Below are 25,008 nucleotides of genomic sequence, written 5' to 3' on the forward strand. Positions count from 1 at the left end.
CATTGTTACGCACAATTTGCTAGGGAGCATCCGACTGCGTGCCGCGTTCTCATGCGGCAATGCCCGACGGACGGGCGCGTATCTTCGGTCGTCATAGCCCGAAGTGGACTCAACACAGGCAGGTTGAGGCATGTGGGACACTTTCATCGGCGGCGTCCTCGCGAAGCTGACCTCGGAGGGCGGCCTCGCGATGCTGCTCCTCCTCGGGACGGCCTTCGCCTGCGCCCTGATCGCGTACTGGCGCACCGTGCAGGATCGCTCGTTCCGCGACTTCTTCGAGTTCATGCTGCCGCATGAGATCATCACGCATCCGTCCGCCAAGGCCGACTTCCTGTTCTACGTGACGAAGCGTGTCCTGGTGCCGTTCCTGTTCCTGCCCGCCGGCGTCACCTTCGTGGTGGCGGTCGGCTACGCCACGAACCGGATTCTGGGCACGCTGCTGGGCATCCACGTGCCGATCCTCGGCGGTCCCGCGGGGCCCGTCACCGTCGTGATCTTCACGGCCACGATGCTGCTCGCCTACGACATCTCCTACTACCTCTACCACGTGGCCCAGCACCGCTTTCCCTTCCTGTGGGAGCTGCACAAGGTCCATCACTCGGCCGAGGTGATGGTCGGCGTGACGAAGGACCGGGTGCACCCGCTCGACGAGCTGATGAACCGGATGTGGGATGGGGTGATCCCGGGCATCTGCTTCGGCATCTGGACGCTGATCGCCCTCGATCCGGTCGAGGTCACGATCTTCGGCGTGAACGTCTACATCATGCGCAACATCCTCATGATGGACTTCGTGCGGCACACGCACCTCAAGATCTCGTTCGGTCCGCTGAACGAGTTCATCCTCTGCCCCCACTGGCACCAGCTCCACCACAGCACGAACCCGAAGCATTACGACAAGAACTTCGGGCTGCTCTTCGCGTTCTGGGACCGCCTGTTCGGCACCCTGTGCCGGCCGGAGCCGAACGAGAGCTTCAAGTTCGGCCTGATGGACCGGGACGTGCGCGACTACCAATCGCTTCGCGGGCTCTACGTGCTGCCGCTGCGCAAGATGTGGCAGCACGTGGCCGGCCGCTTTCAGTCCCGCCCATCGCAGGCCCCGGCCTCCGGCGAGGGATCCCACTCGTGAGCGCCGCACCGGTCAGCATCGAGATCGTCTCGGACGATCGGCGTCTCGCCGAGATTGGGCCTGCCTGGATGGCGCTGTGGTCCCGGGCGGACGCGCTCGTCTTCCAGAGCCATGCCTGGGTCGCCGCGTGGTGGGCCACCGCGCCGAACCGGAGCGGCCGCAGCCTGCGGATCGTCCTCGCATGGCACGGGGACGAACTGGTCGGCGTGATGCCCTTGGGCATCCGCCGCCACAAGGGGATCCGGGTCCTCGAATGGGCGGCGAAGGACCACACCGACTACGCCGACATGCTTCTCGCGCCGGAGGCCGCGCCGGAGCTTGCCGGGTCGATGTGGAAGGCGCTCTCGGACGCGGGCGGCTTCGATCTGGCCTACTTGCCGCGCCTCCTGCCGGCAGCGCAGGCGTGCGGCCTGTCGGGCGGGCGCGGGCGATCCGGGGTGCGCCTCGCGACGGATCGCCGGAGCGAGGTCAGCCTGCGGGTTGCTGGCGGTTTTCCGAGCGGCGCGGCCTGGTTCGACGCGCAGTCCAAGAAGATGCGCCAGAATTACCGGCGCGGACAGAAGTTCCTCGGGGAGCAGGGCAGCCTGCGCTTCCGCCTGCTGTCGCCCGACGAGCCGATCGGGCCGGTGCTGGAGCGGCTTGCCGCCCTGAAACGCCAATGGCTCACTGGGAAAACCGTCCAGTCCGACCTGTTCGACGAGGGGACGGCCGCGCTGCCCGCACTCGTCCAGGTGCTCGCCGACCTCGGCCTCCTGCGCATCTTCGTCCTCGAATGCGGTGGGACGATCGTCGCGATCGCGGTCAACTTCATACAGGCCGGCCGCATGATGGCCTTCCTGACGACCTACGACGCGGCCTACGAGCGCGGGTCGCCCGGCGCCGTCCTGATGACGGACTACATCCGCTGGTCCTTCGACAACAGCCTCGACCTGGTCGATTTCCTCTGCGGCGACGAGCCGTTCAAGCACAAGTTCGCCACCGATTCCGTGCGCCTCGACGCTCTCAGCGGCGGCCGCACCTGGCTCGGGCGGGCGGCGCTGCTGGCCGATCGCGTCGGGCATGCCGTGAAGACCCGCACCCGCCGCGGATCCCCTGCCCGCGGCGAGGGCGCAGAGGCGGTGGCCTGAGCGAGCCGCCCAAGCTCGCGGTTCGGTGTGCAGAGAGAAGTGCCGGACCGAAGCGGCGTACATTCCCGTGGGGCGACGGTCACGGGCACTCCGTCAGCACGGTCACCGCAAACATCGCCGTTGAAGGCCGCGATGCCCGGTCGTGTTCCGCGCCAGGGCGCTGGCTCAGGGGTCCGCGCGTCACCTGCCTGATTGGTGACGGATAGCAGGTTCAGAACGGCATGTGCTTGAACGTGAGCACCCGCTCGTAATGCTCGAGCCACAGCCGGAACATACGAGAGACCAGGCCCTCGCCGTGCCCCTTCAGGGTATGAGTGCCGCTGGTCGTCGGAGAAAGGCTCGTCATCGTCAACTCGTGCCTGGGCGGGACGCCTGAACGGCCCCGCGTCGCTGGCCCAAGCATCACATCATACTGCAGTGCAACAATTGCGAATCCTGCAGCGCTCGCATGTGCGTGAAGCAGGCACGGCCGAGCCGCGGCTTCGGCGGACCCTCAGGGGGCCTCGCTCGCCGCCGATAGGACTGGATTTGTTGTCAGGTGCCGGACGAGGAGTTCGGCCGCTGGCGAAAGGGTGACATCGCGGGTGACGAGGCGAAGCTCGCGGCGAGCCCAGGCATCGGCGAGCGGAACGGCGACGAGGTCCATCGATCGGCCGAACAGGGTGAAGACACCCTCGGGGACGACCCCGAGCCCCATGTCGGCCTGGGCCATGCGGCAGACTGCATCGAAGCCAGGGACGTGCACTCGAAGCCGAAGGGCGCCTCCGACCCGCGCGGCCTCGGTCTGCACGCTGTTGTAGATCGAGCTCTCGGCGTGGAGACCTACGAAGTCGAAGCCGAGCGTCTCGCGAAAAGCGAGGTCCGTCCGTAGTGCCAGCGGATGATCGGGACGCATCACGACGACGAGCCGGTCGTGCCGGTACAGCAGGCTGCGCAGACCGCTCGCCGGAACACTGCCCGCACAGATGCCGATCTCGGCAAGCCCCTCCGCGACGCCGCGCACGACGCCGGTGCTCGGCCGCTCCTCGAGGTCGATCTTGATGGCGCTCTGTGCCGCAAGGAACGCGCGCAGATCCTCGGGCAGGAACTGCACGATGGCCGAGAGATTCGCGAGCATGCGCACGATGCCGCGCACGCCCTTGGCGTGCTCGGCGAGCTCCAGCGCGATCCGTTCGGCATCCCGCAGCATGCGTCGCGCGTGATGCAGCAGGGTCTCGCCTGCCGGCGTCGCTGCCATGCCGCGCGGACCGCGCACGAGGAGCTGCACGCCGAGATGCTGCTCCAGCTCGACGAGCCGCTTGCTCACGGCCGACGGGGCGATGGCCGCGTGCCGCGCCGCCTGCGTGAGGGTGCCCTCCTCGCACACCGCGACGAAGAGGCGAAGCGTCGTCAGGTCGAGCCGCCGCAGCAGCGCAGGCGCCACCATTCTCTCCCCCCGCATCGGCGCGGCGGTTCGGGCTGCGGTCCGGGCAACACCTCCGCTGCACGGCTCATCCTGGCAAGGGATGTGAAGCGCGACAACGCTGGCTTCACGCCGGCCGGCGTCGTCAGCCGGCGATCAGGCTCAGCTGACGGATCGGACGCTCCGGCGCGAGGCCGAGGGCGGCCGTGGCGATGCCGCGCGCGTCGATGCCATGGTGCCGGTAGAGATCCGCCACCGTCCCGGTCTGGCCGAAGCGCGACACGCCGAGAGCCCGGGTGCGGTGCCCATGCACCGAGCCGAGCCAACCGAGGGTCGCCGGGTGCGCGTCGATCACCGTGACGAGACCGCAATGCGACGGCAGGCCGGCAAGGAGGCGCTCCACGTGGCTCATTGCGCCGGACTGCCCCTGCTCGCGGGCCAGCTGCGCGTCCGTCCAGCCGGCATGAAGGCAGTCCGCGGAGGTCACGGCGAGGAGGCCGACGTCGCGCCGATCCTCGGCGATCCGGCCCACCGCTTCGATCGCCTCGGGCGCCACCGCGCCCGTGTAGGCGACGACGAGCTCTGCGTTCGGCCCGGGCTCCCGCAGCCAGTAGGCGCCCGCCACGATGTCCGCCGCCTGGGTGGGCGTCAGGGTGCGCCGCGGCTGCTCGACCGAGCGCGTGGAGAGGCGCAGGTAGACGGACCCGCCGTCCGGCCCGTCCCGCTGAACGAAGTCCAGCGCGTGGGCGAGGATGACCGACAGCTCGTCCACGAAGGCCGGCTCGTAGGACGCGAGCCCGTCCTGCGCGAGGCCGATCAGCGGCGTGCCGATCGACTGATGCGCGCCCCCTTCCGGTGCGAGCGTCACGCCGGAGGGCGTCGCGGCGATGATGAAGCGGGCGTCCTGGTAGCAGGCGTAGTTCAGGGCATCGAGGCCGCGCGCGATGAACGGATCGTAGAGCGTTCCGATCGGGATCAGGCGCTCGCCGAACAGCCGGTCGGACAGGCCGAGGCCGGACAGTAGCAGGAACAGGTTCATCTCGGCGATGCCGAGTTCGATGTGCTGCCCCTTCGCGGAGAAGTCCCAGGTGAAGGTCGATGGGATCCGCTCGGCGCGGAACAGGTCGCGCAGTTCCTCCCGGGCGAACAGACCGCGCCGGTTCACCCATCCGCCCAGATTGGTCGAGACCGTGACGTCCGGCGAGGTGGTGACGATGCGATCCGCGATCGGGGCATCGGAGCGCGCCAGATCGTTGAGGATCTGCCCGAAGCCGGCCTGGGTCGATTGCACGGGCTGGCGCGGGCACGGAAAGTCCGCGGGCACGGGCAAGGCCGGCGCCTCGTAGCGGCGCGGCCCCTCGCGGAAGAAGGGTGCCTCGGCGATGAAGCTGCGAAGCTGATCCTCCGGCAGCCTCAGGCCTTCGAAGGCCTCCCATTCGTGCCCGGGCCGCACCGCCATCCGGTCGCGCAGCAGCTCGGCCTGAGCGGGCGTGAGCAGGCCCGAATGGTTGTCCTTGTGGCCCGCCAGCGGCAGCCCGTAGCCCTTCACCGTGTAGGCGATGAACACGGTCGGGCGGTCGTTGTCGGCCGCCGCGAAGGCCTTCAGCAGATTGACGAGATCGTGGCCGCCGAGGTTGCCCATCAGCTCGGCCAGCGCCTCGTCTGAGCGGCGCTCGATCAGGGCGAGGGCATCCGCGTCGTCGGCGAAATCCAGCGTGAGGCGCTTGCGCCAGGCGGCCCCACCCTGGAAGGTCAAGGCGGCGTAGAGCTGGTTCGGGGCGGTGTCGATCCAGTGCCGAAGCCGCTCGCCGCCGGGCTCCGCGAAGGCCGCGTCCATGAGCGAACCGTACTTCAGGACGACGACGTCCCACCCGAACGAGTGGAAGATTTCCTCGAACCGGCTGTAGAGGCCCTCGCGGATCACCGCGTCGAGGCTCTGGCGATTGTAATCGATGATCCACCAGGTTCGGCGCAGGCCCTGCTTCCAGCCCTCCATCAGGGCCTCGAAGATGTTGCCTTCGTCCATCTCCGCGTCGCCCACGAGGGCGACCATGCGGCCCTCCGGGCGATCGAGGCCCCAGCCGTGGGCGCGGACGTAGTCTCGCACCAGCGCACCGAACAGCGTCTGAGCCACCCCGAGACCGACGGAGCCGGTCGAGAAGTCGACGTCGTCCGTATCCTTGGTGCGGGACGGGTAGCTCTGCACCCCGCCGAATCCGCGGAAGTTCTCCAGCTTCGCCCGGGTCTGGCGCCCGGCGAGGTACTGGATCGCATGGAAGACCGGCCCCGCATGCGGCTTCACTGCGACCCGGTCCTCCGGGCGCAGGACCGCGAAGTAGAGGGCCGTCAGGATGGTTGCCAGGGAGGCCGACGACGCCTGATGGCCGCCGACCTTCATGCCGTCCGGGTTCGGGCGCAGGTGGTTGGCGTTGTGGATCATCCAGGTGGACAGCCACAGTGCCTTGCGCTCCAGCTCGGACAGGTAGGGCAGGCGTGGATCGTTCGGCATGGGCGCGGCCTCGTCGTAAGCGGCATATCATGCACGGCCTTCGACGGTGAAATTTGCCAAACATGCCTCATATTCCTCGAAGTTCGGCAGGATCTGCCAACACGGACGCCCGAGGCGCGCACCTATGCCAGAACGCCGGATCGACGCCATCGACCGAAGGATCCTGGCCGAACTGCAGCGCGATGGACGGATCACCATCCAGGAACTGTCGGCACGTGTGGGGCTTTCGCCCTCGCCGGCACTGCGGCGGATTCGCCTTCTTGAGGAAGCCGGTATCCTGCGGGGCTACGTGGCCCTGGTCGATCAGGCCAAGGTCGGCCTGCCGATCAGCGTGTTCGCGTCGGTGAAGCTGGAACGGCAGCGGGAGGAGGAACTGGACCGCTTCGCAGAGGCGGTGGCGCGCTGGCCCGAAGTGGTTGAATGCTACCTGATGACAGGCCGACACGACTACCTCGTGCGTGTGGTGGTGCCCGATCTCGCCGCCTACGAGCGCTTCCTGAAGGACAAGCTCACGCGGCTCGACGGCGTCGGTTCGATCGAGTCGAGCTTCGCCCTCGGGCAGGTGAAGTACACGAACGCGCTGCCGGTCTGATCGCGAGCCGGTCCTGCCTCTCCACAGCCGCCGTTTACCCTGCGATCTCAGCCCCGTCCGGCCACGCCCCGGCGATTGAACACTTTCGGAGAGGGAGGGTTGTCGTTCGGAGTTCTTCGGGGGACGAAAGCGGCGCGATGGTGATGAAGGGTCAGCACGTCACGATTACGATGCTCGTGGCGCTGTCGGCACCCGCGCTCGCGCAGGAGGCCCCGGTCGGCCAGGCCGGACGCGACGACGGACGAGCGCAGATCCTCGCCGAGGCACCCCCCGGCGCGACGCGCGTCGGTAAGCTGATCGGCCTCCCCGTCATCGGCATGGACCGCGTGCGGGTCGGCAAGATCGACGACGTCATCCTGGATCGCGAGGGTCGCATTGCAGCGGTCGTGATCGGCGTTGGCGGGCTCCTCGGGCTCGGAGAGAAAGCCGTGGCCGTCTCCTACGCCGGCATCGCCTGGAATCGGCGGGACGTGCCGCTGACCGGACTGGCGGGCGGAAAGGCTCCCGATCAGGCCGCGGCCGATCGCACCGGGCCCGACAAGCTGCCCGGCGGGCAGATCACCGACGAAGCGCTGGCCGCCGTTGAGAACCGCCACAGCGACCGCGTCACCGACGCGACCGGCTCCACGGCCGCCCGCGAACCACCGGCGCAACCCGCCACGGTGGCGGCAGGCGGCGAGCCCGTGGAGGCTGAGATCCGCCTGACCAAGGCCGATCTCCAGGCCGCGCCGGCCTTCCGCTTCGGGGCGGAGGACGGCGCGCGCTGAGCGCGCGGAGTCAACCGCCCACCAATCTTCCATCGCGTAGGTGTTCCAGAGTTTCCATGCGTTTGCCGACCGACGACCGCGACCATCCCCTCGCCCGCGCGTTCCACGCGTTCATCGAAGATCCGCCCTTCCCCTGCGTGGGTGCGAAATCCGCCCTCTCCCGGGGACGCATGAAGGTGGTCGTTGCCCGCGACATCACCTCGGGATGGGACGACATGCGGATCTACCCCGCCCTCCTCGCCTTCATTTGCCGATACCGCGCGCAGCCCGATCTCTTCCAGAGCTTCGCCGTCGTGTTCGAGGGCCCGGGCGACCTGTCCGAGCAGGCGTTCGAGCATCACCTCTGGGCCCGCGCCCAATCCTTGTCCGACAAGGATTCCTGGCTCGGCCAGGCGTGGGACGCGCGCGTGGCCGACGATCCGGAAAACCCGCACTTTTCCTTGAGCTTCGCGGGCGAGGCCTTCTTCATCGTCGGGCTGCATCCGCGGGCGAGCCGGCCCGCGCGCCGCTTCGCATCGCCCGTTCTCGTATTCAACCTGCACGCCCAGTTCGAGCGGCTTCGGGCCGAGGGTCGCTACGAGAAGCTTCGGCGCTCGATCCTTCAGCGCGACGCCGCGCTCGCGGGTTCGGTCAATCCGATGATCGCGCGCCACGGCGAGATGTCCGAGGCCCGGCAGTATAGCGGGCGCGCGGTCGAAGCCGATTGGCAATGCCCGTTCCGCCCCCGGGGCTCGGAGGCAGACCGGGAGGGGACGGGCGATGTGCGCTGAGGGGCAGCCGCACGAAATCGCGCCGCGCTCGGGCGTCGCCTTCACCCTCGATCGCGGCGACCGACTGACCGTGATCGACCCGCGCGGCGAACAGGTCGCGGATCTGCTGGCGTTCAACCGGCACGATACGGAGGAGGTGATCTCCAGCGGACGCACCCTCGACTATGCGAGCAGGATCTACCTGACGACGGGCGACCCGATCTACTCGAACCGTTCCAACGTCCTCCTGCGCATCGTTGCCGATACGGTCGGTCGCCACGACTTCCTGTTGACGCCCTGCTCGGCCGACACGTTCCGGATCATCTACGGCGACACCGACCCGCATCGCGGCTGCTTCGGAAATCTCGCGGCGGCACTGGCTCCCTACGGGATCGGGCCGGACCGCATCCCGGTGGCCTTCAACTGCTTCATGAACGTGCCGATCGACGGCGAAACCGGCCGCCTTCGCGTGGAGCCGCCGCTGAGCCGAGCGGGAGACCGGATCGTGTTCGAGGCGGAGGCCGACCTGATCGTCGGGCTCACCGCCTGCTCCGCGCTGCAATCGAACAACGGCAGCTTCAAGCCGATCCACTACGCCATCGCGCGCAGGGCCTCGACCACTACCTGAACGTGGCTGTGGTGCAGCATGTGTCCTGCCCCGTGCACCCAACCGAACCGCCCCTGCGGCAGGAGCGCGGCAGCCGTCGCTCCATGCAGGGCGTTGTTGACGACGATGTCTGCCGTGCCGCCGAGGATGTGCACCGGAACCCGGCACGTCGGGTAGGCGAGCGCGCTCCGCGTCAGCGCCGGCACCAACGCCATTGCGTTCTCGCCCTCCGCGACCATCTGGGCCGACTGCGCTGCGAGCCGAAACGGAAACTCGCGCACAACCCGTTCGGGCATCGTCTGCGGCAGGTAGATGCTGCGCCAGAGCACCGCGAGGAGTGCGGGATCGAGGGAGCCGTGCAGCAGCGCCGACAGGCGGTTACCGGCCGCCGGGACCGCGCGGGGCCCGAACAGGACGTGCTCGAGCCGCGGCTCCGGGAAGCAGACGGGTGCGAGCGCGAGGACGGCCGCCACGTCGTCGGGGAATGCGAGAGCCTGGGCGAGGGCCACCGCGCCGCCGTAGGAATGTCCGATGAGGATCGGCCGCCTGACCCCGATCAACCGGAGCGCCCCGCGCAGGAGTTCGGCCTGCCGCCAGGGCGAGGCATCGGTGAGCCGTGCGCGCCGGCTGAGGCCGTGGCCCGGCCGGTCGACCGCGAGGACGCGATATCGGGCAGCAAGGCTCGACATCGGCCCGAGCCACATGTCCTCCAGCGTCATCAGCGTCCCGTGGATGAGGACGACGTCCGGGCCGGTTCCGGCCTCGACGTAGGCGATCGCGTGACCGTCCGGCGTCGGGGCGAAGCGGCGCGGCAGGGCGCGCGGATCGATCGGCGGGGTTGCGCTCGCGTGCGGACCGGCGGCGAGCCCTGGAAGAAGCTCCATCTCAGAGGGGCAGCCGGCCGCGGGGCAGGTCCTTGAGGATCAGCCCGAGCGTCGCGGCGATGCCGAGCGCGGCGATGCCCGCGGTTGCCGCTGGATGCAGCGTCGCGCGCGTGTAGGCGCTGGTGCGCATCACGTACCCGGGTTGCGTGCCCCGCACCTTGCCGCCGTTCTTCGGCGCGTAGAGCGCGCCCTCCGGATTCTGCGGCGCCTCGCTCCGGCGCTGGAACCGGACCACCGCCGGGGCCAGGGCATCATAGGCACCCGGGGCGAATTCCTTGAATGCGGTGAAGGCCTTGCCGCCGCCGCCCACCACAATGTCGCGCTGCGGGTGCACGGCCGCGTGCAGGATCGCGTTGGCGACTTCCTCGGGCGGGTAGACCGGGGGCGGCAGCATCGGCTCCCGGTCCATGTAGTTCCGCGCCCGTTGCGGCAGGGGGGTGTCGATCGAGGTCGGCTTCACGAGGGTCACCGAGATCGGAAGGCCTTCCTCGATCAGTTCCATCCGCAGCGCGTCGGTGAAGCCCTTCACCGCGTGCTTGCTCGCCGCGTACATCCCCTGCATCGGGAAGGCGAGGTCGGAGGCGACGCTGCCGACGTTGATCAGGGCGCCGCCCCGCGCGCGCAAGTGTTCGACGGCGATGAGCGATCCCAGGACCGTGCCCCAAAGGTTCGTGCGCAGAAGGCGCTCGTGATCCGCGTCCGAGATCTCCCGCAGGCGTCCGTAGATCGTAAGGCCTGCGACGTTGACCCAGGTGTCGAAACCGCCGAACCGCGCGATTGCTGCATCGGCCGCCGCCTGTACTGCAACCCGGTCGCCGACATCGGCCGGAGCCGCCATGGCCTGACCGCCGGCGGCTTCGATACCCCGAACCGCTTCGCTCAGGGCAGCCTCGTCGCGGGCGATGAGGACCACCCGGGCGCCGCGCTGGGCGGCCATCCGGGCGGTGGCGAGGCCGATGCCGCTCGAGGCGCCGGTGATGACGACGACCTGCCGGTCGAGCGGCTTGGGGGCCCGTTTCATGAAGATTCCTTGAATTCTGTCAATGATATCAGCGGTCTGCCTTTTCGCCGGCCGTCGTGAGCTCGATGTAGCGCAGCGTCGTGGGGCGGATCAGCTCGGCCACGCGCTTGGCCATGCCGCGCTCCTCGTCGAGCGACTGTTGCAGGCCCGTGACGTGGCCGCTCTGGCCGGCTGACTCGGCAATCGCCAGCAACGACTCGTAGGCCGCAATCTCGAAGTTCTCGAAGGCATGGTTGGCGTAGGTATTCTTCAGGATTTCGTCCTGCGCGGGCGTGTGTCCGAGGGCCATCATGTTGCCGACGAAGCCCAGAACACCTTCCTTGATCGTCGACGGGCTCGACGAAAGGGCGCCCAATGCTTCCTCAAGACGGGTGCGCTGGCCGTGGGTCTCCTCGATGTGACGGCGAAGCGCGTCCTCCATCTCCGGGTAGCGCTGAAGGCGCTCGACCTGACGCTCCATGATCTGTAGTGCCTGCATTTCGAGCGCGTGGGTATTCTTCAGCGCAGAAACATAGATCTCGCGCGCGTCCATGGTCATGCTTCCATCCTCGTTGCTATGGCAAAGCTGCTGAACAGCTGAGTCTGAGGGGCCAATCTTTCCTGACCGGTGAAGTTCCGTGCGAAAGCGCGGCCGAATAGCGCTGCGCGGTTTCCGATTACGTGCAGCGAAGGAGGTGCAGGCTGAAGCTTTCGTGCGTGTCCAGCCACAGATCCTCGGGTGTCCAACCGGCCTGTCCGGCGAGTGTCCGCACCGTGTCCGGGGCGTGCTTGTAGGAAAAGTCCGTGCGGACGCTGTCGCCGGCTGCGAACTCGAAGGTGTGGCCCGAAATCGCGATCCGGGTGGGTCGGCAAGCGACGAGGTGAGCCTCCATCCGGAACGGATCGGGCAGGATCCGGGCCTCGTGCACGAAGGCGTCTGGTTCGAGGTCGGCGCCGAGGTCGCGGGCGAGGCGCGCGAGGAGGTTTCGGTGAAAGGCCGGCATCAGCCCGCTGCAATCGCCGTAGGCGGCGCGAAGCTGCGCGGGGTCGCGGTTCGGGTCCGCGCCGATGAGGAGGTGCCCGGCGCCCAGCGCCGCGCGGACGCGGGCCAGGAACCCGACCGCCTCCTCGGGCGGCACGTTGCCGATCGTGGTGCCGGGAAAGAAGCCGAGGACCGGACCGCCCGACAGGTCGACGGGCAGCCGGATCGGCCGGGAGTAGTCGGCGGCGACCGGGATCATCGCGACGTCGGGATAGTCCGTCGCGAGGCGCCGGACGGCGGCGTCGAGGTAGGCCGCCGAGATGTCGACGGCGACGTAGCGGGCCGGCGCCGGCAGGGCGTCGAGGAGGGTGCGGATCTTGCGGCTCGCTCCGCTGCCGAACTCCACCACCGTGGCGCCGGGGCCGATGCGCCGGGCGATGGCGGCGGCGGCCTCGGGCAGGAGCGCCATCTCGGCGCGCATCGGGTAGTAGTCGGGGTGGGCCGTGATCCGGTCGAAGAGGTCGGATCCCCGCTCGTCCCAGAGGTGCTTGCCCGGCACCGCGCGCGGGGTCGCGGAGAGGCCCGCGATCACGTCGGCCCGGAAGGCTTCGTGCTCGGCATCCTCCGTCATCGGCGGCCCCGCGTTGCCGTCAGCACCACGAGGGCGAGGCGCTCGGCCGCCGCGTAGGCCGGTCCGTCGAGTTCCTCGCCGTAGGCGTCCGGGTCGAACTCGCGGTAGGTCCAGTCGAGCCCCGCCTCCGCGCACAGGGCGCCGGCGGCCGCCCGGAACGGGTCCTGCCCGTCGACGATCGCCGCGCCGGTGAACAGCACGAGGCTGCCCCCCGGGGTGAGGCGGCCGGCGGCGGCCCCTACGATGCGCAGTGACAGCTCGGCCCCGAGCGGACCGCCGCCGTGCCGGTAGGTGCGGGCGTCGGCGTCGAGCATGAAGGGCGGGTTCGAGACGATCAGGTCGAAGTCGCCCGGCACGGCGTCGAGGAGGTCGCTGGCGCATGCCGTCACGTTCGCGACGCCGGCCGCGCGGGCGTTGATCCGCGCCGCCCGGAGCGCTGCGGGGTTGATGTCGACGAGGGTGACCTCGGCGTCCGGGTTGCGCCGCGCCACCGCGATGCCGGCGGCCCCCGAGCCCGTGCCGATGTCGACGGCCCGCCGCACCGGCCCGGCGCGCCCGGCGAGGTGCGCGATCACCGCGCCGACGAACCGGATGGCGTCGGGGCCGAAGAACACCGCATCCGTCGCCCGCGGCGGGAAGGAGGAATGCACGAACAGAGCATCGTCGAGGCTGGAGACCCGCAGGGTCGGCCGCAGCGCCGTGCCGTCGCGCTCGACCGCCTCCGCCGCGTCGAGATCCCGGAGCAGATCCGGCGGCAGGAGATTCTCGCGGAACGGCCGGCTCCAGCCCAGCACGTCGCGCAGCGACCGCGCCCAGGCGTTGTCGTGGCCTGCGTTGACGCGCGCATGGGTGGCCGGCGTGACCGTGGTGAAGGCGTAGCCCTCGCCCTTCAGGCGCCGCAGCAGCGCGACCCGCGCGTCATCGGAGGCAGCGCCCGGCGCGGTCGTCATGCGCGGATTCCGAGCCTGGGCTGGTTTCGAGGGGGCCGCGTAAGGGGGCCCCGACGCAGGGTGCCGGCGATGGAGGCGCTTCCTAGAGGGCTCCTTCGAGGCTCCGCTTCGCTGCGCACCTCAGGATGAGGTCGCGGGTGGGAGGCAGCCAGCACCCGGGGAATCCCACCCGCCCACCTCATCCTGAGGTGCCCCCGCAAGGGGGCTTCGAAGGAGGGCTCCAGGTGGTGCACCGGACCTGGACCGCAGCCTCGCATCCGCGCCCCGGGACGCAAGGGAAGAGCCGGACGACCCGCCGCGATCGGACCGATGAGGAAACGCATGGGGCAGACGGGCTCTCGACGGCGCGGCTCGCGATTGCTCGGGAGCGAACGATTTGCCTCGGTCGACCACAGCAGATTAAGGTCGTTCCTCTTGCCGATGACGGCAAGGCCCTCGTCATAACCTATGTTAGACGTGAACTCCGCGCGGAGCTTGCGGTCTTTCCGGTGCGGATACTGGGCCGCCACGCTTGACGCCAAGGTTGTGATGGACGCGCGGCGACCGAGAGACCTGCACGAGACCGAGCTGACGGTGCGGGGCCTCCTGCTCGGGGCGGCCATCACCGTCGTGTTCATGGCCGCCAACATCTACATGGGCCTGAAGACGGGGATGACCTTCTCGTCCTCGATCCCGGCGGCGATGATCTCCATGGGTTGCCTGCGCCTCCTCGGCGGCGCGAACATCCTGGAGAACAACGTCGTCCAGACCCAGGCCTCGGCGGCGGGCACGCTCTGCAACGTCATCCTCGTCCTGCCGGGCCTCGTGCTGATCGGGCACTGGCAGGGCTTCCCGTTCCTGCAGACCGCGGGCCTGTGCCTCCTCGGCGGCCTCCTCGGGGTGGCGTTCTCGATCCCGCTGCGGCGCGCCCTCGTGGTCTCGGGCGACCTCCCCTACCCCGAGGGCCGCGCGGCCGCCGAGGTGCTGAGGACCGGAACGGAGGCTGGCGGCGACGGCGGCCTGAGCATCCTCCTCGGGGCGGCCGCAGCGGGCGGGGCGATCGGGTTCGCGACGAGCGGCCTGCGGGTCCTCGCCCACAGCGCGCAGGCGACTCTGAGTGCGGGCGGGGCCCTCTTCCGCGTCGAGACCGGCTTCTCCCTCGCCCTCGTCGGCGTCGGCTACCTCGTCGGCATCGGGGCCTGCCTCGCGCTGCTCTCCGGCGTGGTGATCGCCTGGGGCATCGCGGTGCCGCTCATCACGGCGCAGGGCGGGGGCAGCGGCGAGACGCCCCGCGCGGTCGCGGAGGCGGTCTGGTCCGGGCAGGTCCGCCTCATCGGGGCCGGCATCATCGCGGTCGGCGGCCTGTGGACGGTCGGTACGCTGGTGCGGCCGATCCTGGCGAGCGTCCGTTCGGCGGTGGCCGCGGCGCGGCCCGGCGGCGCCCTCGGCGGCCTGCCCCGGCAGGAGCGGGACATCCCGATCACCCTCGTGGCGGCGGGCGCGCTCGGCCTCGCGCTGCCGCTCGCCGGGCTGTTCTGGTGGTTCGCGGGCGATGCCGGGCTCGGCGGCGTGCTGCCCGTGCTGATCATTGCCGCGACGCTGTTCGCGGTGCTGTTCGGGTTCCTGATGGCGGCCGCCTGCGGCTACCTCGCGGGCCTGCTCGGGTCCTCGTCGAGCCCGATCTCCGGCATCGGCATCCTAACCACCATGCTGACGGCGCTCCTGGTGCCGCTCCTCGTCGCCGGGCACGGCGGGGAGGCCTTCTCGGTCGGCTTCGCACTCCTCGTCGCGGCGTTCATCGTCACGGTCGCCTCGATCGCCAACGACAACCTGCAGGACCTGAAGACCGGCCAGATCGTGGACGCGACGCCCTGGCGCCAGCAGGTCGCGCTGATTGCCGGCGTCTGCGTCGGCGCGCTCGTCATCGCGCCGCTCCTCGCCCTGCTCCACCAGGCCTACGGGTTCGTGGGCGCCCTCCCCCGCGAGGGCATGGATGCGGCGAACGCCCTGCCGGCGCCGCAGGCCGCGCTGATGACGCAGATCGCCGGCGGCATCGTGCGGCGCGAGTTGCCCTGGACCATGGTGCTGATCGGCTGCGGCCTCGGCGTGGTGTTCGTCGCGCTGGAGGCCGCGCTCCGGCGCCGCGGCCTCGTCTTCCCCGCCCTCACGGTCGGGATCGGCATGTACCTGCCCCTCGACGTGGAGATCACCATCGCGATCGGCGGCGTGCTGGGCTGGATCGCCGATCGCCGCCTGCGCCGGCAGGCGGGGACGGAGAAGGACGATTCGGATCCGCGCGAGGCAGCGCGCCGGCGCGGCGTCCTCCTCGCCTCGGGCTTCCTCGTGGGGGAGAGCTTCGTCGGGGTCCTGCTCGCCGCGGCCGACACGCTGGCGGGGCACAGCAACGCGCTGGCACTCGCGGGCCCGGGCTTCGCGCCCGTCGCCACCTGGCTCGGGGCCGGCGTGTTCGGCGTCGCGCTCGCGGTGTTCCTGCGCCTCACCGCGCGGGCGCCCGCGACCTGACGCGTCCGGTCACGGCCTGCGTCCCTCGCCGGGGACGAGGACGATGGCGAAGTAGGGGGCGGGGGCGTCGTCGGGGCGCTCGGCCAGCGGCAGGATGCGCTCGCCCGCCATGGTGCCGCGCTCGACGTAGACGGCCCGGGCGAGCAGCCCGGCCTCGGCCAGGGCGGCGCGGACCTTCGGCAGGTGGCGGCCGAGCTTCATGATAACCGCGGCGTCCGTCGCCCGCAGCCGGGCGAGCAGCGTCGCGGCCGGCAGCGTGGCGGGCAGCACGGTGAGCACGTCGTCGCCCCAGGTGATCGGCGTGCCCGCCCGCGACCAGCAGCCGGCCATGCCGGTGACGCCGGGCACCACCTCGACGGGGAAGCGGTCCTTGAGGCGCCGCCACAGGTGCATGAACGAGCCGTAGAAGAAGGGATCGCCCTCCGACAGGATGGCGACGTCGCGGCCCGCGCCGAGGTGGTCGGCGAGGGTCGTGGCGGCCGCGTCGTAGAAGGCGGCCAGCGCCGCGACGTAGTCGGGGTGCTCGGGGGGCAGCTCGGTGGTGTAGGGGTAGGCGAGCGCGAGTTCGCGGGGCGCCTGGCGCGGCGCGTCGCGCCCGAGCACGGCGTCGGCGATGGTGCGGGCGTTGCCGCGCCGGCCCTGCTTGCAGAAGTGCACGAGGACGGGGGCGCGCTGCAGGATGCGGTGGGCGCGCAGGGTGAGGTAGTCCGGGTCGCCCGGTCCCATGCCGACGCCGTAGAGCGTGCCGGTCACCACCGCCCGCGGCGCCGCGGGCTCCGCCTCCGGGCTCCCGAGGCGAAGCCGCTCGCCCGAATCCATGTCGTTTCGTCCAATCGATGGCCTCGGGGTGAGGCGCGGATGGGCACGGAACCTTGAAGGGGCCTCCGGGACCCCGTGCGATCCCTGGAGGCCTCCTTCGAGGCCCCCTCGCGGGGGCACCTCAGGATGAGGTGGGCGGATGGGATGTGCCGTCCGGGTTTCCCCGATCCACGGCCTCATCCTGAGGTGCGAAGCCTCGAAGGAGCCCTCCAGGGATCGCGCGGGCGATGGAGCCCTCCGCCCAGGTTGCGCGACGCTCCTCGGCTCAGAACACCGGAGTCTCGCGGTAGGTGCCCCAGACGTCCTTCAGCGTCTCGATGATGTCGCCCATGGTGGCGCCCGAGCGCACCAGCTCGATGGTGATCGGCATGATGTTCTGGGACGGATCCTTGGCGACCGCCACGAGCTGCTGCAGGAGCAGGTCGAACTTCACCGGGTCGCGCTCCGCGCGCACCCGCCGGGTGCGGGCGACCTGGCGCTCGGCCGTGGAGTAGTCGTAGGGGTGCGTCTCGATCTTGGGGTCGGGCGTGCCGTCGACGTTGCGGTTGACGCCGATCACCGGCTTCTCGCCGGATTGCTTGCGCAGCGCCGTCTCGTAGGCGAAGTCGGCGATGTGCTTCTGGAACCAGCCCTCCTGGATCAGCTTGAGGGTGCCGCCCCGCTCCTCGACCTCCTTGAGGATCTCGAAGATCCGGGTCTCGTACTCGGTGGTGAGTGATTCCACGAAGTAGGAGCCGCCGAGGGGGTCGATCACCTGGGTGACGTTCGTCTCGTCGGCGATCACCTGCTGGGTGCGCAGCGCCATGCGCATCGCGTCCTCGGTCGGGATCGCGAAGGCCTCGTCGTAGCCGTTGGTGTGGAGCGACTGGCAGCCCCCGAGCACGGCGGCGAGCGCCTGCATCGAGGTGCGCACCACGTTGACCATGTATTGCGGCTTCGTCAGCGAGGCGGCGGCGGTCTGGCAGTGGAAGCGCAGGCGCATCGATTCCGGGTTCTTGGCCCCGAAGCGCTCCTTCATGATCTTGGCGTAGCAGCGCCGCAGCGCGCGGAACTTCGCCACCTCCTCGAAGAAATCCGCCTGGCAGACGAAGAAGAACGCCAGCCGCGGCGCGAACTCGTCCACGTGCATGCCGGTCTTCAGCACCTCCTCGACGTAGACGATGAGGTTGGCGAGCGTGAAGGCCGCCTCGTGCAGCGGCGAGGAGCCGGCCTCCGAGATGTGGTAGCCCGAGATGTTGATCGGGTTGTAGCGCTTCATGTTCTTGGCGCAGTAGGTGATGCAGTCGCGCACGATCCGCACCGACGGATCGACCGGGAACACGTATTCCTTCTGGGCCATGTACTCCTTGAGGATGTCGGCCTGGACTGTCCCCGAGAGCTTGTTGAGATCGTAGCCCCGCTTCTCGGCGAGCACGATGTACATCGCGAGCAGGATCCAGGCGGACGGATTGATGGTCATCGACACGGAGATCGTCTCCAGGTCGATGCCCTCGAACAGCGCCTCCATGTCGGCGAGGGTGTCGATCGCCACGCCCTCGCGGCCGACCTCGCCCTCGCTCATCGGGTGGTCGGAATCGTAGCCCATCAGGGTCGGCATATCGAAGTCGGTGGAGATGCCGGTCTGGCCCTGCTGGATCAGGTACTTGAAGCGCTTGTTGGTGTCCTCGCCGGTGCCGAAGCCCGCGATCTGGCGCATCGTCCAGTTCCGGGAGCGGTACATCGTCGGGTAGGGCCCGCGGGTGAAGGGGTAGCGGCCCGGCAGCCCGATATCCTCGATGGGCGTCTCAGCGGCGTCCGCGGCGGTGTAGACGCGCTTCACCGGGATGTCGCCCAGGGTGAAGAAGGCCTCCTTGCGCTCGGCCTGCTTCTTGAGGAACGCGGCGACCTCGGTCGATTCCCAGTCGGCCACCTCGGAGCGCAGGGCGTCGACGGCCTTGGTGTCGATGATGCTGGTCATGGGAGGCTCCTAGGGGCGGGGTCCGGATGCGCCGGCCTCGGGGCCGAGCGCTTCCGCGAGGAGGGTGTTGGCGAGGCTGTAGGGGTCGCCGTCGCGGGTGCTGAGGCGCTCGGCGAGGGGACCGCTGAGGGGGCCGGCCCGGCGCAGGAAGCGCTCCATCAGGAGGTTCTCGGCGGTCTTCTCCAGCCGGAACCGGGCGATCGACCGGCGGCGCTCGGCGCCGGCCTCCGTCTCGAAGGCGACGTGCCGGTGGCGCTCGATCGCGCCGATCAGCTCCTCGAAGCCCTCGCCCTTGTAGGCGCTGAGGCCGATCACCGGGATCCGCCAGGCGGCCCGGCCGGCGGTGAGCGCGCCCAGCGTCAGCATCTGCTTGAGGTCGGTGAGCGTCCGGTTGGCGTCCGAGCGGTCGCACTTCGAGACCACGTGGATGTCGGCGATCTCCAGGATGCCGGCCTTGATCGCCTGGATCTCGTCGCCGAGGCCCGGCGCCGATACCACGATGGTGGTGTGGGAGGCCTTGGCGATCTCCACCTCGTCCTGCCCGACGCCCACGGTCTCGATGATCACAGTGTCGAAGCCCGCGACGTCGAGGATGTCCACGGCGTCGAGGGCGGCGCGGGCCATGCCGCCCATGCTGCCGCGGGTCGCCATGCTGCGGATGTAGACGCCCGGGTCGGTGACGTGCTCGGCCATGCGGATGCGGTCGCCGAGGATGGCGCCGCCCGAATACGGGCTCGACGGGTCGATCGCGACGACGCCGACCCGCTGGCCGGCCCGGCGCAGGTGCGCGGTGAGCGTCGCCACGAGGGTCGACTTGCCGCTGCCCGGCACGCCCGTGAGTCCGACGACGTGGGCGCGCCCCGCCCGGCCGTAGATCTCGGCGAGCGCGGGACGTGCCTCGGCGGAGCCCGCCTCGGCCCGGGATATCAGCCGCCCGATCGCCGGCACCGCGCCGGCCGCGACCCGGGTCACGAGGTCGAGGGAGGGGACGGGGCTCATGCCCCTCCTCCGCCGATCTGCGCGTGCATGTCCCGGAACACGGCGCGGTCGTCCACCACGCGGCGGGCCTTGAAGTCGGTGCGCGGCAGGGTGTTCGGCTCCAGGATCTCGGCCTGCGCGCGAAGCCCCAGGAGCTTCTGGATGCGGTGGCAGGCCTCGCGGCGGAAGCCCTCGACGGCCTCGGTTCCCCGCGCGACCGTCTCGGCATCCGCCTCGATGCGCAGCAGCAACTCGTCCATCGCCGCCTGACGGGTGATGACGATGCGGTGCTCGCCGCCGTAGCCGGGGGTCTCGTTCAGCGCCGCGTCGATCTCGCTCGGGTAGACGTTCTCGCCGCGGATCGTGAACATGTCGTCGATCCGCCCGAAGATCCCCTGCGGCAGGCGCGGGTAGGTGCGCCCGCAGGGCGTCGGCCCGTCCGTCCACAGGGTCAGGTCGCCGGAGGCGAGCCGGATCATCGGCTGCGAGGTGCGCTCGAGGTGGGTGTAGACCGGCGTGCCGCGGCTCCCGTAGGGGACGCGCCGCATGCTCGCCGGGTCGCAGACTTCGGTGTAGACCACGTCCTGCCAGCAGAGCAGGCCGTCCGTCTCGGCCGAGCCCGCGACGTTCATGAACGGCGACATCTCCGCCATCGAGCCGCAGTCGAACACCTGCGCGTCGAAGGATTCGGCGATGCGGTCGCGGACCCCGGGGATCGAGGCGCCGGGCTCGCCGGAGAAGAACATGTACTTCAGCCCGAAGCGGCGCGGGTCGAGCCCCTCGGCGCGGGCGGTCTCGGCGAGGTGGAGCGCGTAGGTCGGCGTGCCGTAGAAGCCCGCGGGCTTCAGGCTGTCGAGCCACTGCGCGCAGCGCGCCGTCATGCCGGGCGCGCCGGCCCCGAACGGGAAGGCCTTGGCGCCGAGGCGCTCGGCGCCCGCGAGCGCCCCCCAGCTGCCCATGTAGAGGCTGAGGATCGCCGCCACGCAGATCATGTCGCCGGGGCGCATCCCCATGCCCCACATGATGCGGGCGTGGGCGTTGGCGATGGCGTTCCAGTCCCCGCGGCCGATCGCGAAGGCGGTGGGGCGGCCGGTGGTGCCGCTCGTGCCGTGGATGTGGAAGATCTCGCGGTCCGGCACGCAGAGGTAGTCGCCGAAGGGCGGCGCGCTCGCTTGCGAGGCGCGCAGTTCCGCCTTCGTCACCACCGGCACCCGGTCCTCGAAATCCTCGAGGCTCTTGAGCTGCTCGGGGTGGAAGCCGGCCTCGTCCCAGCGGCGGCGGTAGAACGGCGCGTTGGCGTAAGCGTAGGCGCAGACCTGCTTCAGGCGCTCCAGGATGGCGGCCTCGCGCTCGCCCGCCGGCATGGTCTCGCGCTGCGGGAACCAGTAGCGGCTGCCGGCCTCCGGGAAGTAGCTGTCGTCGTAGGCGGGCGGGAAGGACCAGGCTTCCATGGGAACGCCCTCCCGCTCAGCGCTCGCCGCGTTCGGCGACGAGCCGGCGCAGCGTTTCGACGATCACCTCGGGCGGCGTGTCCTGCAGCAGGACCTCGCGCACGCCCATCTCCTTGATGGCCACCACGTCCTCGTCGGGCATGACGCCGCCGGCGATGACGATGAGGTCCTCGGCCTCCTGGTCCTTCAGGAGCTTGAAGATCTTCGGGAAGACCGTGAGCTGAACGCCCGAAAGGAGGCTGACGCCGAGAATGTCGACGTCCTCCTGCACGGCCGCCGTCACAACCTCCTCGGGGGTGCGGTGCAGGCCGGAGTAGATCACGTCCATGCCCGCATCGCGCAGGGTGCGGGCGACGACCTTCACGCCACGGTCATGACCGTCGAGGCCCACCTTGGCCAAGAGCACGCGGATCGGCTGGCTCACCTCGACCTCCCTATTGAATTCCGAATTCCTTGCTGATTTGGTAGGATGGTGCCTCGGGAGCGTCAAGGCATAATTATAGTGCACTGCAACGTCGAAACTGGTGGATGACGGCCGGCTCCGGTGGCCTCGGCTGCCTGGAGGCAGCCAAGCTGGCGCCCCGTCGCTCGCCATTGAATTCAGACGCTATCGGGGCGGCTACCGGACGCATACGGCCACAGACTGATTCGTGGGGAGGATCGCGATGAACGACGAGGACCGCGTTGCGAGCGTGATCGCCCGCTTCCTGCACAACCACGGCGTCCGCCGGGTCTACGGCCTGTGCGGCGGCCACATCATGCCGACCTGGATGGCCCTCGACGCGGCGGGCATCCGCATCGTCGACGTGCGCGACGAGCGCGCCGCGGTGCACATGGCGCAGGGGGAGGCCGAGGTGACGGGGGGGCTCGGCGTCGCGCTGGTCACCGCCGGGCCGGGCCTCACCAACGCGCTCACCGGCATCGTCAACGCCCACGTCTCCCGCACGCCGATCCTCGTCCTGTCCGGCACGCCGCCGCGGGCGCAGGAGAACCGCGGCGCGTTGCAGGACCTCGACCACGCCGCCCTGGTGCGCCCAGTAGCCCGCTACGCCCGCACGGTGCGCGAGCCGGCGCTCGTGCCGCAGGAGCTGGCGGAGGCGCTCGCCCGCGCCTTCGGCGAGGGGGGTGATCCCGGCCCCGCCTACCTCGACGTTCCGACCGACGTGCTGCGAGCCTTCGTGCCCCCGCCCGTGCAGCTTCCCGAGCTGATGACCCCCCGCGCCCGGGGCCGCGCCCGGCCGGACGAGGCGGCGGTCGCGCAGGCGGTCGACCAGCTGTTCTCCGCCCGCCGTCCCCTGGTGATCAGCGGGCGCGGCGCGAAGGAGGCGGGCCCGGCGCTCGTCGCGCTCCTCGACCGAGTCGGCTGCCCCTACCTCGACACCGGCGAGAGCCGCGGCCTCGTGCCGGACGAGCACCCCTCGGTGGTCGCTGCGATGCGCGGACGCGTCATGGGCGAGGCGGACCTCGTGGTGACGGTGGGGCGGCGCCTCGACTTCCAGCTCGCCTACGGCTCCCCCGCGGTGTTCGGCGCAGCGGCCTTCCTGCGCATCGCGGGAAGCCCGGGTGAGCTGCGCGACAACCGCGCCGGCACCGCGATCCTGGCCGATCCGGCGCAGACCCTCGGGGCGATCCTGGCGGCGGCCGGCAACCGGGCGCCCGCCACCGACCGGGCCTGGGCCGCGGCGCTGCGCGACGGCCACCGGGAGCGGTCGGCCAAGCTGCGCACGGTCCTCGCGTCGGCGCCGGACGGTGCGGACGGCCACATGCACCCGAACCGGGTGGTCGGCGCGATCCAGGAGGCGGTCGGCGCCCGGGCGATCGTCGTCACCGACGGGGGCGACTTCCTGAGCTTCGCCCGCGTCGGGCTCGCGGCGGAAACGATGCTCGACCCCGGGCCCTTCGGCTGCATCGGCGTCGGCGTGCCCTACGGTATCGCCGCCTCGCTCGCGGCGCCGGACCGGCCGGTCGTCGTCGCCACGGGTGACGGGGCCTTCGGCTTCAACGCCATGGAGATCGACACCGCCGTGCGCCACCAGGCGCCGGTGGTGATCGTGGTGGCCAACAACGGCGCCTGGCAGATCGAGGTGCACGACCAGACCGTCACCCACGGCCGGGTGGTCGGCACCCGCCTCCAGCGCGCGGACCACGCCGCGATGGCCCGAGCCTTCGGGATGCACGCCGAGCGCGTCGAGCGGGCCGAGGACCTGTCCGGCGCGCTGGAGCGGGCCCTGGCGAACCGCCCCGCTCTCCTCGACGTGCTGGTGACCACGGACGCGGTGTCCTCGGACGCCAAGACCGGCCTCGCCTGGGTGCCGGACCTGCAGCCGCTCGAAGCCTGGGACACGGCCGAGCGGGCCTGGCGGGCGGGCGACGCGTAGGCGCGAAGGCGGATCCTCGCGGGCTTGAGAGCGCGCCGCGCTCGCGGGGGGGCCGAACCCCGGCGCGAAGCGCCGGGGCGAAACCCGGGCCGTCGAAGGCCCCGCGCCCTCAGCGGTTCACGAGGCGCGCCGGGTTCAGGAAGACCAGGCAGGCGCCGATCACCAGGGTCGCGCCGAGCACCATCACGCCGTTGCCGGTGCTGCCGGTGGCGTCCTTCACCCAGCCGAGGAGGTAGGGGCTGATGAAGCCCGCGACGCTCCCCACGGAGTTCGCCACCGCGAGGCCCATGGCGGCGGCGGCGCCTGTGAGGACCGCGGGGGCGAGGGTGTAGAACTGCGGCACGCAGGTCAGCGTGCCGGCTGCCGCCACCGTGAGCGCGGCGAGCGCCAGGACGGTGTTCTGGGCGACGAGGACGCTGACGACGAGGCCGGCGGCACCGATCAGCGCGGGGATGGCGAGATGCCAGCGCCGCTCGCTCATCCGGTCGGAGCTGCGCCCGACCAGCACCATGGCGATCAGCGCCCCCGTGTAGGGAATCGCGGTGAGCAGGCCGACGTGGAACGGGTCCTTGACGCCGCTGTCCTTGATGATCGTCGGCAGCCAGAAGCTGATGCCGTAGAGGCCCATCGTGAAGAAGAAGTAGGTGAAGCTGAGGAGCCAGATCCGGCCGCTCGTCAGGCCGTCGCGGGCGGAGTGCAGCGGCTTCGAGCGGGCCTCGGCCGCGATGTCGGTCGCGATCCGCTCCTTCTCGGCCGGCGTGAGCCACTTCGCCGAGGCGACGTCGTTGTCGAGGTAGAAGAAGCACACCACCCCGAGCACCGAGGCGAACAGCCCCTCGATCAGGAACATCCACTGCCAGCCGTGCAGCCCCTGGCTCTGGTGGAAGGCGGTCATGATCCAGCCCGAGAGCGGGCCGCCGATGATCCCCGAGAGCGGGATGCCGGCGAGGAACATGGCCGAGGCCTTGCCGCGATACGCCGAGGGGAACCAGATCGTCAGGTAGTAGATGATCGCCGGGATGAAGCCCGCCTCCGCCACGCCGAGCAGGAAGCGCAGGATGTAGAAGCTCATCGGGCTCGTCGTGAACATCATCGCCGCGGAGATCAGGCCCCAGGTGACCATGATCCGGCCGATCCAGGCGCGGGCGCCGACCCGCACCATCACCATGTTGCTCGGCACTTCGAACAGCGCGTAGCCCACGAAGAAGACGCCGGCGCCGAGGCCGTAGACCGTCTCGCTGAACTTCAGGTCGTTCAGCATCTGGAGCTTGGCGAAGCCGACGTTCACGCGGTCGAGGTAGGCCGCCACGTAGCAGAGCAGCAGGAACGGGATCAGCCGTCTCAGGAGGCGCCCGTAGAGCGCGCTCGCGACCGGTACGTCCTCGGCGGATGACAGCGCGAGCCCACTCGTCATGGCAACCTCCCTGCGGCGATGTCCTGGCCGGCGCTTGGCGCGCGCCTGTTGTCTCGACGGGCAGGGACGGCGGCGAATGATGCCGGACGAGGCAGGCGCCCGGGGGACGCCGCCCGTGTTTCCTTCCCAGAACCGTTTTTTCTATCGAATTCAGTACTCCGAACACAGGCTGCAGATTGCTTG

The 25,008-nt window shown here is 70.4% G+C and carries 22 protein-coding genes; 8 read left to right on the plus strand and 14 right to left on the minus strand.

Features of this window, described 5'->3' with window-relative positions:
• Positions 1 to 130 precede the first annotated feature (130 nt).
• Positions 131 to 1,126: a sterol desaturase family protein gene (locus tag ACLBXP_RS08550; protein WP_447667208.1), complete on the plus strand. Its 996-nt coding sequence runs from the start codon at positions 131 to 133 to the stop codon at positions 1,124 to 1,126.
• On the plus strand, positions 1,123 to 2,253 hold the full coding sequence (locus tag ACLBXP_RS08555; RefSeq protein WP_447667209.1) for a GNAT family N-acetyltransferase: 1,131 nt from the start codon (positions 1,123 to 1,125) through the stop codon (positions 2,251 to 2,253). Before ACLBXP_RS08550 ends, ACLBXP_RS08555 begins: the two co-directional genes overlap by 4 nt.
• Before the next feature lie 211 nt (positions 2,254 to 2,464).
• Here ACLBXP_RS08555 and ACLBXP_RS08560 read toward each other — a convergent pair whose 3' ends face one another.
• The 3 genes from ACLBXP_RS08560 to ACLBXP_RS08570 form a co-directional block, all read right to left on the minus strand.
• Positions 2,465 to 2,599 (minus strand): hypothetical protein, encoded by a 135-nt coding sequence (locus ACLBXP_RS08560; RefSeq protein WP_447667210.1) that lies wholly within the window; start codon positions 2,597 to 2,599, stop codon positions 2,465 to 2,467.
• Positions 2,600 to 2,746: 147 nt separating this feature from the next.
• Positions 2,747 to 3,679, minus strand: a complete 933-nt coding sequence (locus ACLBXP_RS08565; protein WP_447667211.1) for a LysR family transcriptional regulator — start codon at positions 3,677 to 3,679, stop codon at positions 2,747 to 2,749.
• A gap of 121 nt (positions 3,680 to 3,800) precedes the next feature.
• On the minus strand, positions 3,801 to 6,164 hold the full coding sequence (locus tag ACLBXP_RS08570; RefSeq protein WP_447667212.1) for a transketolase: 2,364 nt from the start codon (positions 6,162 to 6,164) through the stop codon (positions 3,801 to 3,803).
• 124 nt (positions 6,165 to 6,288) lie between these two features.
• Here ACLBXP_RS08570 and ACLBXP_RS08575 point away from each other — a divergent pair, with 124 nt between their 5' ends.
• From ACLBXP_RS08575 to ACLBXP_RS08590, 4 genes are all read left to right on the plus strand, one after another.
• Positions 6,289 to 6,756, plus strand: coding sequence for an Lrp/AsnC family transcriptional regulator (locus ACLBXP_RS08575; protein ID WP_447667213.1), 468 nt, complete (start codon positions 6,289 to 6,291; stop codon positions 6,754 to 6,756).
• 137 nt (positions 6,757 to 6,893) lie between these two features.
• Positions 6,894 to 7,523, plus strand: a complete 630-nt coding sequence (locus tag ACLBXP_RS08580) for a PRC-barrel domain-containing protein (RefSeq protein ID WP_447667214.1) — start codon at positions 6,894 to 6,896, stop codon at positions 7,521 to 7,523.
• Between the two features lie 56 nt (positions 7,524 to 7,579).
• Positions 7,580 to 8,293, plus strand: coding sequence for a guanitoxin biosynthesis heme-dependent pre-guanitoxin N-hydroxylase GntA (gene gntA / locus ACLBXP_RS08585; RefSeq protein WP_447667215.1), 714 nt, complete (start codon positions 7,580 to 7,582; stop codon positions 8,291 to 8,293).
• A complete protein-coding gene (locus ACLBXP_RS08590; RefSeq protein WP_447667216.1) occupies positions 8,283 to 8,900 on the plus strand; it encodes a DUF1989 domain-containing protein in 618 nt (205 codons plus the stop codon). The genes gntA and ACLBXP_RS08590 overlap by 11 nt, the downstream gene beginning before the upstream one ends.
• On the opposite strand, the gene ACLBXP_RS08595 is transcribed toward ACLBXP_RS08590, so the two are convergent.
• The 5 genes from ACLBXP_RS08595 to ACLBXP_RS08615 all read right to left on the minus strand — a co-directional run bounded on the left by ACLBXP_RS08595 (position 8,864) and on the right by ACLBXP_RS08615 (position 13,326).
• Positions 8,864 to 9,763: an alpha/beta fold hydrolase gene (locus ACLBXP_RS08595; protein ID WP_447667217.1), complete on the minus strand. Its 900-nt coding sequence runs from the start codon at positions 9,761 to 9,763 to the stop codon at positions 8,864 to 8,866. The two genes, ACLBXP_RS08590 and ACLBXP_RS08595, sit on opposite strands and share 37 nt — an antisense overlap.
• 1 nt (position 9,764) lies before the next feature.
• Complete coding sequence (locus tag ACLBXP_RS08600) at positions 9,765 to 10,784, minus strand: SDR family oxidoreductase (RefSeq protein WP_447667218.1); 1,020 nt, start codon at positions 10,782 to 10,784, stop codon at positions 9,765 to 9,767.
• 28 nt (positions 10,785 to 10,812) lie between these two features.
• Positions 10,813 to 11,322: a ferritin-like domain-containing protein gene (locus ACLBXP_RS08605; protein ID WP_447667219.1), complete on the minus strand. Its 510-nt coding sequence runs from the start codon at positions 11,320 to 11,322 to the stop codon at positions 10,813 to 10,815.
• Positions 11,323 to 11,440: 118 nt separating this feature from the next.
• Positions 11,441 to 12,376, minus strand: coding sequence for an L-histidine N(alpha)-methyltransferase (egtD, locus tag ACLBXP_RS08610; RefSeq protein WP_447667220.1), 936 nt, complete (start codon positions 12,374 to 12,376; stop codon positions 11,441 to 11,443).
• On the minus strand, positions 12,373 to 13,326 hold the full coding sequence (locus tag ACLBXP_RS08615) for a methyltransferase (protein WP_447667221.1): 954 nt from the start codon (positions 13,324 to 13,326) through the stop codon (positions 12,373 to 12,375). The genes egtD and ACLBXP_RS08615 overlap by 4 nt, the downstream gene beginning before the upstream one ends.
• Positions 13,327 to 13,854: 528 nt before the next feature.
• On the opposite strand from ACLBXP_RS08615, the gene ACLBXP_RS08620 reads away from it, so the two are divergent.
• The gene (locus tag ACLBXP_RS08620; protein ID WP_447667222.1) at positions 13,855 to 15,828 is read left to right on the plus strand and encodes an OPT family oligopeptide transporter; all 1,974 of its coding nucleotides are present in this window, start codon (positions 13,855 to 13,857) and stop codon (positions 15,826 to 15,828) included.
• A gap of 9 nt (positions 15,829 to 15,837) precedes the next feature.
• Here the strand turns inward: ACLBXP_RS08620 and ACLBXP_RS08625 are convergent, their stop codons facing one another.
• The 5 genes from ACLBXP_RS08625 to ACLBXP_RS08645 form a co-directional block, all read right to left on the minus strand.
• Positions 15,838 to 16,647, minus strand: coding sequence for a precorrin-2 C(20)-methyltransferase (locus tag ACLBXP_RS08625; RefSeq protein ID WP_447667223.1), 810 nt, complete (start codon positions 16,645 to 16,647; stop codon positions 15,838 to 15,840).
• A 265-nt stretch (positions 16,648 to 16,912) separates the two neighbouring features.
• Entirely contained in the window at positions 16,913 to 18,604 is a 1,692-nt protein-coding gene (locus ACLBXP_RS08630) for a methylmalonyl-CoA mutase family protein (protein WP_447667224.1), read from the minus strand.
• 9 nt (positions 18,605 to 18,613) lie between these two features.
• Complete coding sequence (gene meaB / locus ACLBXP_RS08635) at positions 18,614 to 19,603, minus strand: methylmalonyl Co-A mutase-associated GTPase MeaB (protein ID WP_447667225.1); 990 nt, start codon at positions 19,601 to 19,603, stop codon at positions 18,614 to 18,616.
• Positions 19,600 to 21,033: a phenylacetate--CoA ligase family protein gene (locus ACLBXP_RS08640; protein ID WP_447667226.1), complete on the minus strand. Its 1,434-nt coding sequence runs from the start codon at positions 21,031 to 21,033 to the stop codon at positions 19,600 to 19,602. Before ACLBXP_RS08640 ends, meaB begins: the two co-directional genes overlap by 4 nt.
• Positions 21,034 to 21,049: 16 nt before the next feature.
• Positions 21,050 to 21,457 carry a cobalamin B12-binding domain-containing protein gene (locus tag ACLBXP_RS08645; RefSeq protein ID WP_447667227.1) on the minus strand — a complete coding sequence of 136 codons (408 nt, stop codon included), beginning with the start codon at positions 21,455 to 21,457 and terminating at the stop codon, positions 21,050 to 21,052.
• Between the two features lie 241 nt (positions 21,458 to 21,698).
• On the opposite strand from ACLBXP_RS08645, the gene ACLBXP_RS08650 reads away from it, so the two are divergent.
• Positions 21,699 to 23,411, plus strand: a complete 1,713-nt coding sequence (locus tag ACLBXP_RS08650) for a thiamine pyrophosphate-binding protein (RefSeq protein WP_447667228.1) — start codon at positions 21,699 to 21,701, stop codon at positions 23,409 to 23,411.
• A gap of 109 nt (positions 23,412 to 23,520) precedes the next feature.
• On the opposite strand, the gene ACLBXP_RS08655 is transcribed toward ACLBXP_RS08650, so the two are convergent.
• Positions 23,521 to 24,825: an MFS transporter gene (locus tag ACLBXP_RS08655; protein WP_447667229.1), complete on the minus strand. Its 1,305-nt coding sequence runs from the start codon at positions 24,823 to 24,825 to the stop codon at positions 23,521 to 23,523.
• Positions 24,826 to 25,008: the final 183 nt, after the last annotated feature.

The sequence above is a fragment of the Methylobacterium sp. A54F genome (assembly GCF_053346035.1).